A 17,608-nucleotide genomic window follows, 5' to 3' on the forward strand; every position below is an offset into this window, starting at 1 on the left:
GCCGGCGACCGATGCAGAGCGAGGCACGAGAGATGAGGAGGAGCGGCGCATGGGCCTCGATTTCGATATGGGCGCTCCGGCGGCGGCGCTGCGGTCGCAGCTGCGCGAGCTGGTGAAGGAGCATGTCCCCGAAGGCTTTCTCGGGGCGTTCACCGACGACCCCACGGATCTGGAAGCTGCGCAACGGTTCTGCCGGACACTGGCCACACAAGATCTGCTCTGCCCGGCGTGGCCGCAGGAGTTCGGCGGGCGGGGCGCCTCGGTCTGGGAGCAGACCGTGGTCCGCGAGGAGATGTGGGCCCATCACGAGCCGCGCGGCGCGCAATACATGGGAGTCAACTGGGTAGGCCCGACGCTGATACGCTACGGCACCGAAGCTCAACAGCGACAACATCTTCCGCCGATATCCCGGGGAGAGGTCATTTGGTGTCAGGGCTTCTCGGAGCCGGAGGCCGGCTCGGACCTCGCCTCGCTGCGCACGACCGCCCGCCGTCACGGTGACGGCTGGCGGATCAGCGGGCAGAAGATCTGGACCTCCTACGCGACCATGGCGCAGTGGTGCTTCCTGCTGGTGCGGACCACCAAAGTGGGAGACGGCGCAGTCCAGAAGAAACAACAGGGCTTGTCGATCTTCCTGGTGCCCATGGACGATCCGGCCATCCAGGTCCGGCCCATTCGCACCATGATGGGACCGCACCACCTCAACGAGGTGTTCTTCGACGAACTGCGGGTCACCGAGACCGATCTGCTCGGGCCGTTGGACGGCGGTTGGTCGATCGTGCAGGACGTGCTGTCGTTCGAACGGGTCGGGATCGCCCGCTACGCCCGCTGCGAACGACTGCTCACGATGGCGCCGCAGGCGTTGGGGGACCGGTGGGAGCAGCTGCCCGAGGAGCTGCGTGCACGCTGGGTGCGAATGTTGCTGCACTGCAGGCGGGCCCGGCTGATGGCCTACCGGGTGGTGTCGCTGCAGAGCAGCGGGCGCATCGCGCCCGGCGACGCCGCGGGCTACCGGATCGCGGTGACGACATTGGATCAGGACAGCGCCGAGGTGCTGATGGACATCATCGCCGAGGTGCCCCGCGACGATGCCCCGACAGCGTATTACCGTGCCGAGGTCGAAGACCATTGGCGCTACTCGCAGTCCGCGACGGTCGCCTCGGGCAGCATCGAAATGCAGCGCATCCTGATGTCGAGGGCGCTACTGGCAGGATCCCGATGAACCTCGAATTGTCCGACGACGCAGTCGAATACGGCCGTCAGGCACTGCGGGCTTTCGCGGCCGCCGGTGGGGATGTGCTGGTCCAGCAGGCCGAAGCGAAGCCCGGCGACCGTAAGGCGCTGGTTGTTCCTGCGCTGACCGAGCTGGGTGCATTCGACCTCGACGTGCGTATCGACCAGGAGTGCGCCGAGGCCGCGGCAGCGCTGTGCCGCAGCGCGGGCTACTGGGCGCTGCCGTATCCACTGGCCGAACGCCTCGCTCGTCCGACCGACCTGGACGCGGACGGACTGATCGTCGTGTCCGACACCGCGCCCACCGCCGCGGTCCACGGCCTGGACCACCGGTGGATTGCGGTCGGCCTCGACGGCGCGCGCAGTTCGGCGATGCCGACCTCAGCGGCGGGTCCGGGTTTCACCGCCGCGCTGCAGCTGACACAGATCGACGCCGGCGGGGCCGGCGACATCGCGCTCGGGCTGGTGCTGCCGTGCTGGACGTTGCTGGGGATGCTGGACCGCGCCATCGAACTCACCGTGGCGCACACCACCGTCCGTAAGCAGTTCGGCCAGCCGCTCTCGGCGTTCCAGGGTGTGCAATTCCAGCTGACCGACGCCGAAGTGGAGCGCAGCGGGCTCGAGGTGCTTGCCAAGCATGCGCTGTGGAGCCAGGACACCGACGATGCGCTCGCGCTGCGGCTGGCGTCGATCGAGGCCGCCGAAGTGGTCTTCCGGGTGTGTCATCAGCTGCACGGCGCCGTCGGCTTCTGTGACGAGACCACCCTGTCGTGGCTGTCCCGGTACAGCCAGCCGCTGCGCCGGCTCCCGTTCGGGCTGTCGGCGACCCGCGACCAACTGGTCCGCCGGGTGGGGCGTCGTGGCCTGACAGGGCTGTTCGCGTGAGCCTGGCGGATTTCCGTTCCGAGGTCCGCGCCTGGTGCGCGAACCATGTGCCCGCCGACTGGCGGTCCGCCCAAACAGGCGTCTCCGACGCCGAATTCGTCGCCTTTCAGAAAGCCTGGTTCGCCGAACTGCGTGCCGCAGGCTTCGCCGTCCCGCATTGGCCGGTGCAGTGGGGCGGCGGCATGCCGGTCGATCAGCAGATCGTGCTGTACTCCGAACTCGCCGCCCACGACGCCCCGCGGTTGGTCTTGGCGTTCGTCGGCATCCACCACGCCGCGTCCACCCTGCTGGTCGCCGGTACCGAGGAACAGCGCCGCCGCCACCTGCCCGCGATCCTGGACGGCGAGACCTGGGTGCAGGGATTCTCCGAACCCGAGGCCGGATCCGATCTGGCCAGCCTGCGTACCACCGCGCGACGGGTCGGCGACGCCTATGTGGTCAACGGTCAAAAGATCTGGGCCAGTGGGGGATTGCATGCCGACTGGTGCCTGCTGCTGGCCCGCACCGATCCGGCGGCGCCCAAACGCCGGGGGATCTCCTACTTCCTACTGGACATGACCACACCGGGTATCGAGGTGCGGCCGATCCGCAACGCGGTCGGCGACTCGCACTTCTGCGAGATCTTCCTCGACGACGTGGTCATTCCGGCGACCAACCTGGTCGGCGCCGAGAACGAGGGCTGGCAGGTCGCCCAGGCGACCCTGGGAGCCGAGCGTGGCATGACGATGCTGGAATTGACCGAGCGGCTGGGGAATGCGGGCTTCCGCCTGCTGGTGCAAGCCTGCTCGCCGATCACGGATGCGCGGGTCGCGGATCGTCTGGCGCAGTTCGAGATCGAGATCGCCGGGTTGCGCGGACTGTGTCGTGACCTGGTCTCCCGCCACGACACCGGTGGTGTCGGGGCGGCGGACGCCTCGGTGGTGAAGCTGTTTTACAGCGAACTGTTGCAGCGGATGACCGACTTCGGTGCCGAGAGCGGTGGGCTGGCTGCCCACACCACACTCACCAAACCCGCGTCGAGCGGGTGGGAGTCCGGCGCGTGGATGCTGGATTTCATCGGGTCCTGGGAATGGACCATTCCAGGCGGCGCCAGTGAGATTCAGCGCACCATCATCGCCGAGCGCGGGCTCGGGTTGCCGCGCGAACCGAGTCGGAGTGGGGCCTGATGGCAGACCATTTCGAACAGTTCCACGCCGACCTACGGTCGGTGGCTGCCGGTCTGCTGGCCAAGGAGCGCACCGTCGAATGGGCGGCGATCGCCGACGCCGGCTGGACCGGACTGGAAGTTCCCGACCACCTCGGTGGCGCCGGAGCGACGTTCGCCGAAGTGGCCGTCATCTGTGAGGAGATGGGCCGGGCAGCCAGCGCCACCAGCTTCCTCGGCAGTGCCGTGCTGGCAGCCGGAGTGCTGAACAGCCTGGCCCCCAGCGCCACTCGCGACCGGCTGCTCGCCGGCATCGCCTCAGGAACCACCAGGTCGGCTGTCGCACTCGAACCGTTCGACTTCGTGCCGGACGCCGAGGGCGCTGACACGGTCCTGGTGCTCACCAATGGCGGGGTCGCCGAGGCGGCCGTGACGATCACCGCGCAACCGGTGCTCGACGAGACCCGCCGGCTGGCGCGGGTCGCGGTTGAACACTGCTCGGAGGTCATGGCTTTCGACGGTGATCCCGGGGCTGCCGTCCGCCGGATATACGACCGGGCTGCCGTCGCCGTCGCGTGCGACAGTCTCGGCGTGGCCGAAGCCATGCTCGCCGCGACCGTCTCCTACGTGACGATGCGCCACCAGTTCGACCGGCCCATCGGCTCGTTCCAGGCCGTCAAGCACGCCTGCGCCGACATGTATGTGGCAGTCGCGATCTCCCGACAGCTGGTGAGCGCAGCTGTGCATGCCGTAGCCCGCAACCAGCCCGATGCCGCGGTGGCCGCCTCGATGGCGAAGGCGTACGCGTGCAGCACCGCCGTCGACGTGGCAGGCAAAGCGCTGCAACTACACGGCGGCATCGGCTACACGTGGGAAAGCGGTATCCACGTCTACCTCAAGCGCGCCGCGCTGAATCGTTCGCTGTTCGGCTCTCCGGCAGCGCATCGTCACGAACTCGCACAACGCTATCTGTAACGAAATCAAGGAGTTTCGCATGGGTGTACCGGTCTACAAACGCATTCTCGACCTGTTCGAGGCCGAGGGCGTGAACACGTTGTTCGGCATCCCGGACCCCAACTTCGTGCACATGTTCACCGAGGCGGATGCGCGCGGCTGGTCGGTGGTGGCGCCGCATCACGAACTGAGCGCCGGCTTCATGGCCGAGGCCGCATCCCGGATGACGGGCAAGCCCGGCCTGTGCATCGGAACGCTCGGTCCGGGCATGGCCAACATCGCCGGTGCCATCCAGTGCGCTCTCGTGGAGAACTCACCCGTCATCTTCCTCGGTGGACAGCGGGCCCGGGTCACCGAGCGCCGGGTACGGCGCGGGCGCATCCAATTCGTCCAGCAGGAGCCACTTTTCGCTGCGTCGGTGAAATACAGCAGCTCGATCGAATACGCCGACCAGACCGACGAGATCATCCACGAAGCCATCCGGCGGGCCATGTCCGGAACCCCAGGCCCGACCTACGTCGAGTTCCCGTCGCACGTCATCCTCGACGAGCTCGACGTCGACGCGGCTCCGCCGCCGTCGGCGTACCGCCTGGTCAACCAGGGCGCAGGCAGCCGCGAGGTGGCCGAAGCCGTCACGTTGATCCGCGATGCCCAGCGTCCGGTACTGCTGGTCGGTCACGGCGTGCACACCTCCCGCACGCAGCAGGAGGTCAAGGATCTGGCCGAACTGATGGCCTGCCCGGTGATCCAGACCTCCGGCGGCACGTCGTTCATCCCGGGTCTGCAGGACCGGACGTTTCCGTATCTGTTCTCTCCGGCCGCCAATCAGGCCGTCGAAGAATCCGACCTGTGCGTCGCGCTGGGCACCGAACTCGGTGAACCCATGCACTACGGCAAGACCCAGCACTGGGCCGCCAACAACGCGACCCGCAAATGGGTGATCGTCGAGCAGGACCCGACCGCCATCGGGGTCAACCGGCCCGTCGACGTGGCGCTGGTCGGTGACCTGCGCGGTGTGGTGCCCCAGTTGGTCGAGGCGCTGCGGGGCACACCTCGCTCCGCGTCGGCCACCCTCGAGACGCTGATCAACGCCGACGCCGTCGAGCTGGCCCGGGTGGCCGAGGAGGCGCCGAGCGGGCACACCCCGGTGCACCCGGCGCGGTACGTCGTGGAAGCCACCAGGGCGTTCGACGAACTCGACGACGGCATCCTGGTGCGCGACGGCGGCGCGACGGTCATTTTCCAGTGGACCTATTCGCAGACCAAGCCGCGCGATGTGATCTGGAACCAGAACTTCGGTCATCTGGGCACCGGCTTGCCGTATGCCGTGGGCGCCTCGGTGGCCGACGGCGGTACGCGCCCGGTCATGCTGCTCACCAGTGACTCGGCGTTCCTGTTCCACATCGCAGAGCTGGAGACCGCCGCCCGGCTCAACCTGCCGCTGGTGTGTGTGGTCGGCGTCGACCATCAGTGGGGTCTCGAGGTGGGCGTGTACAAGCGGACTTTCGTCCAGCCGTCGCCGCAACCCGGCGTGCACTGGAGCAAGGACGTCCGGATGGACAGGATCGCCGAGGGTTTCGGTTGCCACGGTGAGTATGTGGAGAAAGAAGAGGAGATCGGCCCGGCGATCGCCCGCGCCTACGCCAGCGGAAAAGTCGGCGTGGTGCACGTGTGCATCGACCCGAAGGCCAACTCCGAGGAAATGCCGAAGTACGACCGATTCAGGACTTGGTATGCCGAAGGCACCCAATAACCCACCAGGATTGAGGAGGATGTGATCATGCGCGAATATCTGAAGTTCTACATCGATGGACAGTGGGTGGATCCGGTCGAGCTGCGGACGCTCGACGTCGACAACCCGACACTCGAGCAGGTCGGCGGCACGATCGCCATTGGCAGCGACGCCGACGTGGACAAGGCGGTCAAGGCGGCTCGCAAGGCATTCGGGACGTGGTCGGTCAGTTCGAAGGAAGACCGCCTCGACGTCCTGCAAACGATCCTCGACGAATACCAGAAACGTCTGAAGGATCTCGCCGACGCGGTGCACGAGGAGATGGGCGCACCTCCCACGTTGGCCGCGGGGCCCCAGGTGATGATGGGTCTCGGTCACCTGTCGACCGCCATCGACGTACTGAAGAACTACAGCTTCGAAACCGAGCGCGGCCAGACGATGGTGGTCAAGGAGCCGGTCGGGGTGTGTGGACTCATCACGCCGTGGAACTGGCCGATCAACCAGATCGCCTGCAAGGTGTTCCCCGCCCTCGCTGCCGGGTGCACCATGGTGCTCAAACCGTCGGAGGTCGCGCCGTTCTCCGGCCAGATCTTCACCGAGATCCTCGACGCCGCAGGGCTTCCCGCGGGTGTCTACAACATGGTCTTCGGTGACGGGCCCGGCGTCGGTGCGGCGCTGTCCAGCCATCCCGGCATCGACATGGTGTCGTTCACCGGCTCAACGCGGGCCGGTATCGAGGTGGCCCGCAACGCCGCCCCCACCGTGAAGCGGGTCAGCCAGGAACTCGGCGGAAAGAGCCCCAACATCGTGCTCGACGACGAGGCGTTCGGTCAGAGCGTGGCCGCCGGCGTCGCGGTGATGATGATGAACTCCGGGCAGAGCTGTAACGCACCGTCGCGCATGCTGGTCCCGAAGTCACGGATGGATGAAGCCGTGGCGGTAGCGAAGGCCACCGCCGAGGGAGTCAAGGTCGGCGATCTGTCCGACAGCTCGGCCATCGGGCCGGTGGCCTCACGTATGCAGTTCGAGAAGGTCCAGGGTCTCATCGAGAAGGGCATCGCCGAAGGAGCGACGGTGGTTGCCGGCGGCCCGGGCCGTCCCGAGGGCCTCGACACCGGCTACTACGTGCGTCCCACGGTGTTCGCCGACGTGAACAATGACATGACGATCGCCCGCGAGGAGATCTTCGGACCCGTGCTGTGCATCCTGGGCTACGACAACCTGGACCAGGCCGTCGAGATCGGCAACGACACCGATTACGGCCTCTACGGCTACGTCTCCGGTGCCGACCTGGACCAGGCGCGTGCGCTGGCCCGGCGTATCCGCGCCGGCGCGGTCACCATCAACCACGCGTTCGACATCAAGGCCCCGTTCGGTGGATACAAAACCAGTGGCAACGGCCGGGAATGGGGCGAAGAGGGATTCGCCGATTTCCTGGAGACCAAAGCGATTCTCGGGTACGCGCCGGTCGGCACCGGGGAGTAACTCCGACCTGACTGTCTCGCACTAGCATCGGCACCCATGCGGGTGCTGGTGCAGCGGGTCACGTCGGCGTCGGTGTCGGTGGGTGGCGAGGTGGTCGGGGAGATCAGGCCGTCCGGTCAGGGCGTGTTGGCCCTGGTCGGCGTGACCCACACCGACACCGAGGCCATCGCCCGCCGGCTCGCCGAAAAGCTATGGCAGCTGCGAATTCTCGACGACGAACGGTCCGCGGCCGACACCGGCGCGCCGATCCTGGTGATCAGCCAGTTCACCCTGTACGCCAACACTGTGAAGGGGCGCAGGCCGAGTTGGAACGCCGCGGCACCGGCCGCCGTCGCCGAACCGCTCGTCACGGCATTCGCCGAGGCGCTGCGGGAGCTGGGCGCCCACGTCGAGACCGGTGTGTTCGGTGCCGATATGGCGGTGGCGTTGGTCAACGACGGTCCGGTCACGGTGCTGCTGGAGCTGTGACCCGGATGGGCGGCCGTGACGGCGGTCAGGAAACCTGTTCTCGCAGAGCTTCATAGGCACTGCGGCCACGGGTGAATCTCGCGGCGCCGGCCCGGTGCTTGCGGAACTTGCGGCGGAACTGATCCGAGGTCCCCGGCCGAAGTGGTTGACTGGCAGCTGACGAACGGCAGGGATGGAGGTCGACGAATCGACGGCGACTCGCAGCATACTGACGCCGGCGTCCCCGACGACGTCCGGCGCATGGTGATGCAGGCCGCCTACGACGAGCTGACCCGGTGGGGCTTGGAGCGGTTCGACATCCCGACGATGTGCTCTCGACACAAGATCGACGAATCACTGGTCACCAAATACTGGGGAGACGGCAGTCGGCTTGCCCTCGAGGCGCTGTTGTTCTGGAGCAACGATGTCCTGACCGCGCCCGACACCGGATCGCTGCGCACCGATCTGCAGGCCCTGGCCACGGTGGTGGCCCAACAAGTCAACGACACCGTCGGTCGCAGTCTTCTGCGGGCGTTGGTGGTCGACGATCGCGCCGCCTTCGCCGACGACACCCGGATGGCGTTCTGGATGCGGCGGTTCGCGAGTATCCGGTCGGTGTTCGACCGGGCGGCCGCACGCGGAGAGTTGCGAGACGGCGTCGACACGATCGCCGCGATGCAACTCGTCCTGGCCCCGATCAACGTACGTGCCCTGTACACCCGAGAGCCGATCGCCGAGCACTACTGCGCCGCAATCGCCGACCTGGCGTGGCACGCGGTTGCGAAGCGCTAGCCCGTTCGACAACAGCTCCCAGACAACGGGGGCGCGAGGTAGACCCGGCCCGCGACGGTTAGCACGGCCGAACGGTGGTATCTGACGACGATGAGCGCGCCCTTGGATGTAGTGGTGGTCGGAGCTGGGCCGAATGGGCTCGCGGCCGCCGTGATCGCCGCCGCGGCCGGGTTGTCAGTGCGGGTGTTGGAATCCGACCCGTCACCCGGAGGGGGTTGCCGCACCGAAGCCCTCGACCTCGGGGTGCCGTTGCTGCATGACCTGTGTTCGGCGGTGCACCCGATGGCGGTCGCCTCGCCGTTCTTCGAGCGATTCGACCTCGCCGCGCGCGGCGTCGAGTTGCCGAAGCCGGCCATCGCCTTCGCCCAGCCGTTGGTGGACGGCCGGGCCGCGGTCGCGTACCAAGACCTGAACCGCACGGTGGGCGAATTGGCTGAGGACGGGGCCCGCGAAGGCCGGACCTATCGTCGGGTGATGGCTCCGCTGGTCGAGAACTGGACCGCGGTGCGCGACATCGGGCTCGGCGACCTTCGGAGCGTGCCGAGCAGCGTGCTGCACCCCTCGGGGATGGCCGGGGCGGCGGCATTGGGGAGTCGAGCCTTGGAACTCGGCACGGCCTTGTGGGACCAGCTCACTCGGGCTCCCCGTGCCGGTGCGCTGCTCACCGGCGTGTCGGCGCACGCGAACGTGGTCATTCCGGCGTTGGCCGGTGGTGCTACGGCCCTGCTCCTCGGCACGCTGGCGCACAGTCACGGATGGCCGATACCGGTCGGCGGTAGCCAGTCGATCACGAATGCGTTGCTGACCGATCTGGCCTACCGAGGGGTCGACGTGGTCACCGATTGCCAGATCACCGATTCGGCACAGTTGCCCCGGGCCCGCGCGTACCTGTTCGACACCTCGCCGTGGACGCTGAGCCAGGTCTACGGCACGGACCTGCCAGCCCGCTACCGATCGGCGTTGGGCCGGTTCACTCCCGGCAACGGGGTGGCCAAGGTCGACTTCGCGTTGTCGGGCCCGGTGCCCTGGGCAGATCCTCGGCTGGCCGAGGCGGGGACCCTGCACATCGGAGGCAGTCGAGAGGAGATGAAGCAAGCCGAACGCGACACCGCAGCGGGTCGGCACAGTCGCACTCCGATGACCCTCGCCAGCCAGCCCACCGTGGTGGACACCACCCGATTGGGCCCGGGTGGTGCCCGGCCGCTCTGGACGTACGCCCACGTGCCGAATGGTTCCACTCGCGATATGACCGAGGTGGTGACCGCACACATCGAACGGTTCGCCCCGGGCTTCCGCGATGTGGTGATCGGGTCACGGTGCATCCCGGCTGCTTCGATGGCCGGCCACAACCCGAACTATGTCGGCGGTGACATCGCGGTCGGAACCGTGTCGATGTATCGCATGCTGGCCCGGCCGGTCCTGAGGTGGAATCCGTACCGCACGCCCCTGGATAACGTGTATCTGTGCTCGGCCTCGACGCCGCCGGGCCCCGGTGTCCACGGGATGTGCGGTATGCACGCCGCGACTCGAGTGTTGCGCGAGCACTTTGGCATTCAGCAATTGCCCGACTTGGCGCCGGCGGGCATGCGTTCGTCCGTGCGGTGAGTGCATGCAGCCGACCTGGGCGTGGGTGCGAGCGCGATAGGACGCTGCGTTGCTTTGCAGAAGTCTTGTGCGCTAAGAGTTTAGCCGGCTAATCATCGGGCATTCCGCCGGAAGGTGACAAAGCTCTACGGTGACAAGGAAGTGTTGTTTAGTGATAGACGTTCGACATCGAATCGCGTTGGTAATCGGTATTTTTGCTGCACCAGCTGTTCCGCTGGCGATCGCCGCCGTCCCGGCGCCGACGGCCAACCCGATCGCGGAGCCCTGCCCGGTCAGCGAGGTGTCCCAGATCTACTTCGACGGCTGCTTGCCGTCGATCGATCCGCCGCAGGCACAAGTGGATCGTCGCGGTCCGGACCAGTTGCCCGAGATCCGGGGAATACCCTGCGACGGTTCGAACACCGGTACCTGCATCGGCCTGAGCCAGTTGCCGGGCGGGACACCAGCGCAGTCGAACGCGACCCCGGCTCAGCCCGATACGCAGGTTCGATCCTCGCCGTGACCCGGCGTTCGACGGCACGGGGAACGTGCCGTAGCCGCGAGCTGGCCGGACAGGCGTGGAATGGTTGTTACGGATCATGATCGCAATTGCATACTGTGCGGAAACAATTGCATATGGGCAACTATTTGAAGATTCGATGAGACCACGATTAAGGCTGCCCGGCAATGGTATAGATCGCCGCAGACCGGGTAAGCGCACTCCATGCCGTCAGTCACTCCACCGTGGACGTTGCGCGAGTATGCGTTCATCGCCGATGGAGAACGAGGCGCATTGATCGGCCCGCGGGGCGACATTGCATGGATGTGTGCGCCTCGCTGGGACAGTGACGCCGTGTTCGGGTCGCTCATCGGTGGCGGCGGTAGTTACACGATCACGCCGACCGAAACCTTCGTGTGGGGCGGTTATTACGAGCCTGCCTCGCTCATCTGGCGGTCGCGGTGGGTGACAGTGTCGGGCATCATCGAATGCCGCGAGGCGCTCGCGTTTCCGGGTCGAGATGACACCGCCGTAGTCCTCCGCCGGATCGAGGCGATTCGGGGGGATGCCCGCCTACAGGTGAGGCTGCAGCCCACTGCCGAATTCGGTCGGCTACCCATGCGCGATGTTCGGCGCGACGATGCCACAGGCTGCTGGCTGGCGAATGTCGGATCGTTGAGGATGCGATGGTCGGGTGCGGCGGACGCTCACGTCGTCGGCGACACGGCGGCTGAGCGCTGCTTGGAATCGACGGTGGTGCTCACCGAAGGCGAAAGCGTCGACTTGGTTCTCGAGCTATCCGACCGCGAGCTCCACGGACCCCCGGTGGCCGCTCCGCAAGCCTGGGCTGATACCGAGAAGACCTGGGCTGCAGCGATTCCTGCCCTTGGGCCAACGATCGCCCCACGCGATGCCGCGCACAGTTATGCGGTCATGCGTGGCATGACCGCATCCTCGGGCGCCATGGTCGCTGCTGCCACGATGAGCTTGCCCGAGCGTGCCGATGAGGGTGCCAACTACGACTACCGATATGCGTGGATTCGTGATCAGTGCTATGCGGGTATCGCCGTGGCTGCCGACGGTCCACACGAACTTCTGGGCAAGGCAGTCGATTTCGTGTCAGAGCGGCTATTGGCCGACGGGCCGAAACTTAGACCCGCCTACACCGGTTCCGGCGAGGCCGTGCCGGACCAGCGACGGCTCGAGTTGCACGGCTATCCGGGCGGTTACGATCTCGCCGGAAACCACGTCCGCGACCAATTTCAACTCGACATCTTCGGTGAGGCGCTGCTGCTGTTCGCTGCTGCGGACCGCCACGACATGCTCACCACCGACAGTCGCGGGGCGATCGACGCCGCCGTCGACGCGATCGGCGCGAACATCGATCGGCCCGACGCGGGTATCTGGGAACTCGGCGAGCGACGCTGGACACATTCCCGGCTGGCCTGCGCGGCAGGTTTGCGTGCGATTGCCGCAGCCCGAGTGGTCCGGGATCCGGGCGCGCTGAGCACACTGGCCGACCACATCGTCGCCGACACCTCCTCGCAGAGCTTGCATCGGACAGGCAGGTGGCAGCGGGCAGCTGACGATGATCGGATCGACGCCGCATTGCTCCTGCCCGCCCTGCGAGGCGCTCTGCCGGGCCGAGACCCACGTTCAGTGGCAACCTACCGCGCCGTCGAACGCGACCTGAGCCGCGATCACTACGTCTACCGCTATCCGCCTCGGCAGGGACTCGGAACAAACGAGAGCGCCTTCCTCCTGTGCGGGTTCGTGATGGCGCTCGCGGCCCAGCAGCAGGGCCACACCGTTGAGGCATACCGCTATTTCGAACGCAACCGGGCCGGTTGCGGGACGCCGGGGCTGTTTTCGGAGGAGTACGACATCCGCCAACGCCAGTTGCGGGGGAACATCCCGCAGGCCTTTGTCCATGCGCTGTTGTTCGAGGCATCGAGCACGTTGGCGCGAACCACTGCAGAAGACACCGAAGGGAGCCAATGATGGCTGGGCCGATGACCGGAAAGAACGTTGTCGTTACAGGAGCCAGCGCCGGAATCGGCCGCGCAGTGTGCCGGATCTTCGCGCGTGAGGGCGCCAACCTGGGTCTGTTGGCCCGTGGGCACGATGGTCTGGCGGCCACTGCGGCCGAGGTCGAGAACTTGGGCGGCCGCGCGGTTGCCGTCGCCACCGATGTGTCGGATTACCACCAGGTCGACCTGGCGGCAGACGCCATCGAGACTCAGTTGGGTCCGGTCGACATTTGGATCAATGTCGCCTTCGCGTCGGTGTTCGCCCCGTTTCACCAGATCGAACCCGACGAGTTCAAGCACGTAACAGAGGTGAGCTATCTGGGCTTCGTCTACGGCACGATGGTGGCGTTGCGCAGAATGCGTCCGCGAGACGCCGGAACCATCGTGCAGGTCGGATCGGCCCTGGGGGGACGGGCCATCCCACTACAGTCGGCCTATTGCGGCGCCAAGCACGCCGTCAACGGCTTCTCCGAGTCGCTGCGCACCGAGTTGATCCATGACCACAGTGGCGTTCATGTAACTGTGGTGCAGATGCCGGCCGTCAATACTCCCCAGTTCACCTGGGTGCTGTCGCGCCTGCCGAGACATCCGCAACCCGTGCCACCGATCTACCAGCCCGAAGTCGCGGCGCGAGCGGTGCTGTTTGCTGCCAAACATCCTGCCCGCAAACAGTTTTGGGTAGGTGCCAGCACTGTGGCGACCTTGCTTGGTCAGCGCGTGGCTCCTCGGTTGCTGGACCGCTATCTCGCCGCAACGGGGTACAAGTCACAGCAGACCAATGAGCCCGCTCCTCGTAACGCACCAAACCTGTGGGAGCCCCGGGATGACGAGCTCGATGCCGATCACGGGGCACACGGCTCGTTCGACGACCGTTCGCACGCTCGCAGTCCGCAATGGTGGCTGCGCGAACACATGGCCCCGATCGTGGCGGTAGCCGGGGGAGCGGCGGTAGCGGCGGTGGCGGCGCAACGCCGCTAGTTCCAGTAACAACACTCATGGCCGTGACCGCGTCGACCGTGCTGATAGCTCTATGGCGGTGCGGGCATTCATCACATCGTTCTGCCGACTGCGACGGACTGACCGAGTTCCGGAATCACACCAGATAGCCGTCAACTTCAAGGTGTGTCGCGGGTTCACCTCCGGCGGTGGTGAACGCAGTGAGTGTGCGGACGAGGCCACGGCGTTCCCGCTGCGGCATTTTGGCCACAACGCGCGCTATCTCATCTCGTCGGTACGCGGTCACTGACCGCACGATCTCTTTGCCCCGCGCCGTCAGCTCGATGACCAGCTCGCGCCGCGAATCAGGGTGCGGGCGTCGGTTGATGAGTCCCGCTGTCACCAGTCTGTCGACCATCCGTCCGGTGGTGGAGGGTTGCACGTCAAGCAACCCCGCCAGGTTGGCGACATTGACCGCGCCGCGCGCCGAGAGGATGACGAGAGTGCGAAACTGCGGGATGGTGATCGTCTCGTCCACCTGAGCGATCGAGCGAGCCGAAATCGCCACCAGCAACCTCGATGCGGTCAGCAGGGCGTCGATGATCGCATCCGACGGATCATCGTCAACCGAGCCATTGTGAGGCGTCAACGGGTCCTCCATAGCCAGAAACGGATTCGGCGGTGTGCCTCGCTCCAAATGTAGCGGCTCAAACCACTGCAGGGCATCGACGCGCCAAAGTCCACGACAAATGAAGCTGGATGCAACTATTGCATAGTGCTATAGTTGCCGGGTGTTGTATAGCCGGAGGTGGGTGACGCGCGGTCCATCCGTCGCGAGCGCGCCGAGCTCCGTCAGGCCGGCAAAGCAGGTGGAATGAAGATCGCGATCAGCGGAGCCGGTGTGGCCGGTCCGGCACTCGCGCACTGGCTTCAGCGGGGCGGCCATGAACCGACTTTGATCGAACGAGCACCGCACTTTCGCACCGGCGGTTACCTGATCGACTTCTGGGGTGTGGGGTATCGCGTCGCGCAACGTATGGGTGTGGAACCGGCGATCCGCGATGCCGGCTATCAGCTCGAGTCGCTTCGCTCTGTAGGACCCGACGGTAGGACACTGGCCAGTCTGAAGGTGAGCGGATTTCGGCGGGCTGCACGCGGCGAGCTGGTCAGTGTGGCCCGTGGTGACCTGGCGGCGGCCATCTACGCCACTGTTGCGGATCGGGTAGAAGCGATTTTCGACGACAGCATCACTGGAATAGACCAACACCCTGGCGGTGTCACGTTGACTTTCGCTCGCACGCAGACACGCGATTTCGACCTACTCGTCGGTGCCGATGGATTGCACTCGAATGTGCGTCGACTGGCTTTTGCCCCAGACGAGGGCGTCGAGCGCTACCTCGGCTGCATGGTCGCGGCCGCCGTTGTGGAGGCCTACCGGCCTCGTGACGAGCTGGTCTACGTGACCTACGGCCGACCCGGTAGGTCGGTCTCCCGGTTTTCGCTGCGCGGCGACCGCACCCTGTTCCTGTTCGTGTTCCGAGCGGGTCAATGCAGTGATCCCGGTGCGATCGAAGCGCGAAAAGCGCTGCTGTGGAGTGAATTCGGAGATGCCGGCTGGGAATGCAAACAAATCCTCGCCGCACTCGAGGATGTCGACGACCTGTACTTCGATGTGGTAAGCCAGATCCGGATGGACCGCTGGTCGCGAGGTCGGGTGGCTTTGATCGGAGATGCCGCCGCATGCGTCTCCCTGCTCGCCGGAGAGGGCACCGGCTTGGCCATGACCGCCGCCTACGTGCTGGCCGGTGAACTTCAGTGCGCGCAGGGTGACCACCGACGCGCATTCCGGGCATACGAAAAGCTGATGCGCCCCTTCATTGAAGGCAAACAAGCCGGCGCGGAGAAACTCCTGCCGGTGTTCGCGACCAAGACGGAATTCGGTCTCCGGATCCGCCATGCGGTGATGCGGGCGATGAACTTCGGTCGGGTCTTCGACCTCGTCGCCTCCGGCAGTCTGCGCGACGACTTCGAATTGCCCGACTACCCGCTGTGATGTCGAGAGCCGGTCGCTTGGAACGGCGCGAGTGAGAGGACGGTGGTTGTGGAGATAGCCAGACACGTCGATCCCCCCAAAGGGTTGACCCGCTTGCTCTTCCGGCTACCGATCTACGCCTACCGACTGGGCTGCGGTTGGCTGTTCGGGCATCGGCTGATGCTTCTCAACCACCTCGGACGTGTCTCCGGTATACCGCGTCACACGGTCCTGGAGGTGGTCAGTCACGATCCAACGGACAACAGCTACGTGGTCGCTTCCGGCTGGGGTCCCACCGCGGCCTGGTACCGCAACGTGCTGCACACCCCGAAGGTCAGCATCCAGGTCGGCTCCACGACCATACCGGCTACCGCGGTACCGCTCTCCCCGAATGAAGGCGCTGAGGTCTTCGCCCGATACGCAGCACGCCACCGCACCGTGGCGCGTCACCTGCTTCCTCGCGTCATGGGCATTTCGGTCGATGGTTCGGAGGCCGACTTCCGAGCCGTCGGGCGTCACTTGCCATTTGTCAGATTCGTTCCGCTCGGTTGAACGCATCCCCGTAGCTGCAGACGCGTCAGGTGATTAGGCAACTTCGGTGAGGAAAGGAGACAGCGATGAAAGCAGCGATGGTGTCCGCTGCCGCCAGCCCACTGGCGGCCGAAAGCGGGCGCGATGCAGGCGGTCAAAGCATCTATGTCGCGGAGATGTCCGCGGCGATGGCAAGCCGCGGGCACGATGTCACGGTGTACACCCGGCGTAGCGACCCGGACAGTCCGCCACGCATGGTCACCGCGCAGGGCTACACGGTCGTGCACGTGGACGCCGGGCCGGCCAGGCCGCTGCCGGAGACCGACTTATCGGATCATCTGGGCGAATTCAGCCAGGTGCTGGCCCGGCACTGGACTGAGGAGCCGCCTGATGTGGCGCACGCCCATTCCTGGACATCCGGCGTCGCAACGGAATTGGCCAGCCGTGGAGCGGACATTCCGACGGTGCAGACCTTCCACGAACTGGGCGTGGCCAAGGACAAGCAGCTGGGCCGGCGCCCTGCCGGGGCGAGCACACAGACAAAACTGGAGCGCCTGGTGGCGCGGCATGCGTCCCGGATCGTCGCGACCTGCACCGAGGAGTTGCAGGAGCTGCTGCGTCTCGGGTGCGTGCGGTCTCGGACTTCGGTGGTCCCGTGTGGCGTCGATGTGGAGAAATTCTCGACTGTCGGCCCCAGCGCCGAACGTGGCAACCGGCCGCGCATTGTCGCGGTCGGTACGTCGCTGGCGCACAAGGGTTTTGACACGATGATCATCGCACTGCGGCTCATCGCCCATGCAGAGCTGGTGATCGTGGGCGGACCCGACGCCGAGTCCCTTGCCGAGAATTCGGAGGTACGCCGACTCTCGGTGCTGGCCTCTGAGCTGGGCGTGGCTGAACGCGTGGTGTTCACCGGCGCGATACCCCACGACGCCATGCCCGACATGCTGCGCTCCGCCGACGTGGTGCTGTGTACACCGTGGAGCGAAGGGTTCGGCATTGTTCCCTTGGAAGCCATGGCTTGTGGGGTTCCGGTGGTTGCGTCGGCGGTGGGCGGCATGCGGGATACGGTCGTCCACGACGTGACCGGCTACCTGGTGCCGCCGCGCGACCCGCGCGCCATCGCCGCGGCCACCTCGGCGATGTTGAACGATGCATTCCTCCGGCGCAGTCGCGGGCTCGCCGGGCGGGATCGAGTCTGCGCGCGATATACCTGGGACGGGATCGCCGACGAAATGTTGCGCATCTACCAGGAATTGCTCGCCGATCGTGGAGACGCTGACTACGCGCCGCCGGTCACGGGCTGACCGGCGATCGAATGATC

At 66.2% G+C, this 17,608-nt stretch carries 16 protein-coding genes; 15 read left to right on the forward strand and 1 reads right to left on the reverse strand.

The window, feature by feature from the left end:
- Window positions 1-49 precede the first annotated feature (49 nt).
- The 12 genes from BST42_RS12420 (at window position 50) to BST42_RS12475 (ending at window position 13,763) form a co-directional block, all read left to right on the forward strand.
- On the forward strand, window positions 50-1,222 hold the full coding sequence (locus BST42_RS12420) for an acyl-CoA dehydrogenase family protein (RefSeq protein ID WP_083118959.1): 1,173 nt from the start codon (window positions 50-52) through the stop codon (window positions 1,220-1,222).
- A complete protein-coding gene (locus tag BST42_RS12425) occupies window positions 1,219-2,118 on the forward strand; it encodes an acyl-CoA dehydrogenase family protein (protein WP_083118960.1) in 900 nt (299 codons plus the stop codon). The genes BST42_RS12420 and BST42_RS12425 overlap by 4 nt, the downstream gene beginning before the upstream one ends.
- Window positions 2,115-3,284 (forward strand): acyl-CoA dehydrogenase family protein, encoded by a 1,170-nt coding sequence (locus BST42_RS12430; RefSeq protein ID WP_083118962.1) that lies wholly within the window; start codon window positions 2,115-2,117, stop codon window positions 3,282-3,284. The genes BST42_RS12425 and BST42_RS12430 overlap by 4 nt, the downstream gene beginning before the upstream one ends.
- Window positions 3,284-4,237 (forward strand): acyl-CoA dehydrogenase family protein, encoded by a 954-nt coding sequence (locus BST42_RS12435; RefSeq protein ID WP_083118963.1) that lies wholly within the window; start codon window positions 3,284-3,286, stop codon window positions 4,235-4,237. Before BST42_RS12430 ends, BST42_RS12435 begins: the two co-directional genes overlap by 1 nt.
- 19 nt (window positions 4,238-4,256) lie before the next feature.
- A complete protein-coding gene (locus tag BST42_RS12440; RefSeq protein WP_083118965.1) occupies window positions 4,257-5,969 on the forward strand; it encodes a thiamine pyrophosphate-binding protein in 1,713 nt (570 codons plus the stop codon).
- Window positions 5,970-5,996: 27 nt separating this feature from the next.
- Entirely contained in the window at window positions 5,997-7,433 is a 1,437-nt protein-coding gene (locus BST42_RS12445; protein ID WP_083119618.1) for an aldehyde dehydrogenase family protein, read from the forward strand.
- Window positions 7,434-7,469: 36 nt separating this feature from the next.
- Complete coding sequence (gene dtd, locus BST42_RS12450; protein ID WP_083118966.1) at window positions 7,470-7,901, forward strand: D-aminoacyl-tRNA deacylase; 432 nt, start codon at window positions 7,470-7,472, stop codon at window positions 7,899-7,901.
- Window positions 7,902-8,042: 141 nt separating this feature from the next.
- Window positions 8,043-8,672, forward strand: coding sequence for a TetR-like C-terminal domain-containing protein (locus tag BST42_RS12455; RefSeq protein ID WP_237159388.1), 630 nt, complete (start codon window positions 8,043-8,045; stop codon window positions 8,670-8,672).
- 102 nt (window positions 8,673-8,774) lie between these two features.
- Window positions 8,775-10,277, forward strand: coding sequence for a phytoene desaturase family protein (locus BST42_RS12460; RefSeq protein ID WP_207569499.1), 1,503 nt, complete (start codon window positions 8,775-8,777; stop codon window positions 10,275-10,277).
- Window positions 10,278-10,428: 151 nt separating this feature from the next.
- Entirely contained in the window at window positions 10,429-10,779 is a 351-nt protein-coding gene (locus tag BST42_RS12465) for a hypothetical protein (RefSeq protein WP_165760845.1), read from the forward strand.
- Between the two features lie 201 nt (window positions 10,780-10,980).
- Window positions 10,981-12,756: a glycoside hydrolase family 15 protein gene (locus tag BST42_RS12470; RefSeq protein ID WP_083118971.1), complete on the forward strand. Its 1,776-nt coding sequence runs from the start codon at window positions 10,981-10,983 to the stop codon at window positions 12,754-12,756.
- The gene (locus BST42_RS12475; protein WP_435406030.1) at window positions 12,756-13,763 is read left to right on the forward strand and encodes an SDR family oxidoreductase; all 1,008 of its coding nucleotides are present in this window, start codon (window positions 12,756-12,758) and stop codon (window positions 13,761-13,763) included. The genes BST42_RS12470 and BST42_RS12475 overlap by 1 nt, the downstream gene beginning before the upstream one ends.
- A 115-nt stretch (window positions 13,764-13,878) precedes the next feature.
- Here the strand turns inward: BST42_RS12475 and BST42_RS12480 are convergent, their stop codons facing one another.
- On the reverse strand, window positions 13,879-14,370 hold the full coding sequence (locus BST42_RS12480) for a MarR family winged helix-turn-helix transcriptional regulator (RefSeq protein WP_110918602.1): 492 nt from the start codon (window positions 14,368-14,370) through the stop codon (window positions 13,879-13,881).
- Between the two features lie 225 nt (window positions 14,371-14,595).
- Between BST42_RS12480 and BST42_RS12485 the strand changes: the two genes are divergently transcribed.
- The 3 genes from BST42_RS12485 to BST42_RS12495 all read left to right on the forward strand — a co-directional run bounded on the left by BST42_RS12485 (window position 14,596) and on the right by BST42_RS12495 (window position 17,591).
- Complete coding sequence (locus tag BST42_RS12485; RefSeq protein WP_083119625.1) at window positions 14,596-15,774, forward strand: FAD-binding domain; 1,179 nt, start codon at window positions 14,596-14,598, stop codon at window positions 15,772-15,774.
- 48 nt (window positions 15,775-15,822) lie between these two features.
- Complete coding sequence (locus BST42_RS12490; RefSeq protein ID WP_083118974.1) at window positions 15,823-16,305, forward strand: nitroreductase family deazaflavin-dependent oxidoreductase; 483 nt, start codon at window positions 15,823-15,825, stop codon at window positions 16,303-16,305.
- A gap of 65 nt (window positions 16,306-16,370) precedes the next feature.
- Window positions 16,371-17,591 (forward strand): glycosyltransferase, encoded by a 1,221-nt coding sequence (locus tag BST42_RS12495; protein WP_083118975.1) that lies wholly within the window; start codon window positions 16,371-16,373, stop codon window positions 17,589-17,591.
- The last annotated feature ends 17 nt before the right edge of the window (window positions 17,592-17,608 follow it).

The organism is Mycolicibacterium rhodesiae, assembly GCF_002086695.1.
Lineage (GTDB): Bacteria > Actinomycetota > Actinomycetes > Mycobacteriales > Mycobacteriaceae > Mycobacterium > Mycobacterium rhodesiae.

Bases quoted from the DNA above. Each gene is read 5' to 3' on its own strand.
- BST42_RS12425 (WP_083118960.1), top strand. From the start codon at position 1,219: ATGAACCTCGAATTGTCCGACGACGCAGTCGAATACGGCCGTCAGGCA.
- BST42_RS12445 (WP_083119618.1), top strand. From the start codon at position 5,997: ATGCGCGAATATCTGAAGTTCTACATCGATGGACAGTGGGTGGATCCG.
- BST42_RS12420 (WP_083118959.1), top strand. From the start codon at position 50: ATGGGCCTCGATTTCGATATGGGCGCTCCGGCGGCGGCGCTGCGGTCG.
- dtd (WP_083118966.1), top strand. From the start codon at position 7,470: ATGCGGGTGCTGGTGCAGCGGGTCACGTCGGCGTCGGTGTCGGTGGGT.
- BST42_RS12495 (WP_083118975.1), top strand. From the start codon at position 16,371: ATGAAAGCAGCGATGGTGTCCGCTGCCGCCAGCCCACTGGCGGCCGAA.
- BST42_RS12475 (WP_435406030.1), top strand. From the start codon at position 12,756: ATGGCTGGGCCGATGACCGGAAAGAACGTTGTCGTTACAGGAGCCAGC.
- BST42_RS12485 (WP_083119625.1), top strand. From the start codon at position 14,596: ATGAAGATCGCGATCAGCGGAGCCGGTGTGGCCGGTCCGGCACTCGCG.
- BST42_RS12435 (WP_083118963.1), top strand. From the start codon at position 3,284: ATGGCAGACCATTTCGAACAGTTCCACGCCGACCTACGGTCGGTGGCT.
- BST42_RS12440 (WP_083118965.1), top strand. From the start codon at position 4,257: ATGGGTGTACCGGTCTACAAACGCATTCTCGACCTGTTCGAGGCCGAG.
- BST42_RS12470 (WP_083118971.1), top strand. From the start codon at position 10,981: ATGCCGTCAGTCACTCCACCGTGGACGTTGCGCGAGTATGCGTTCATC.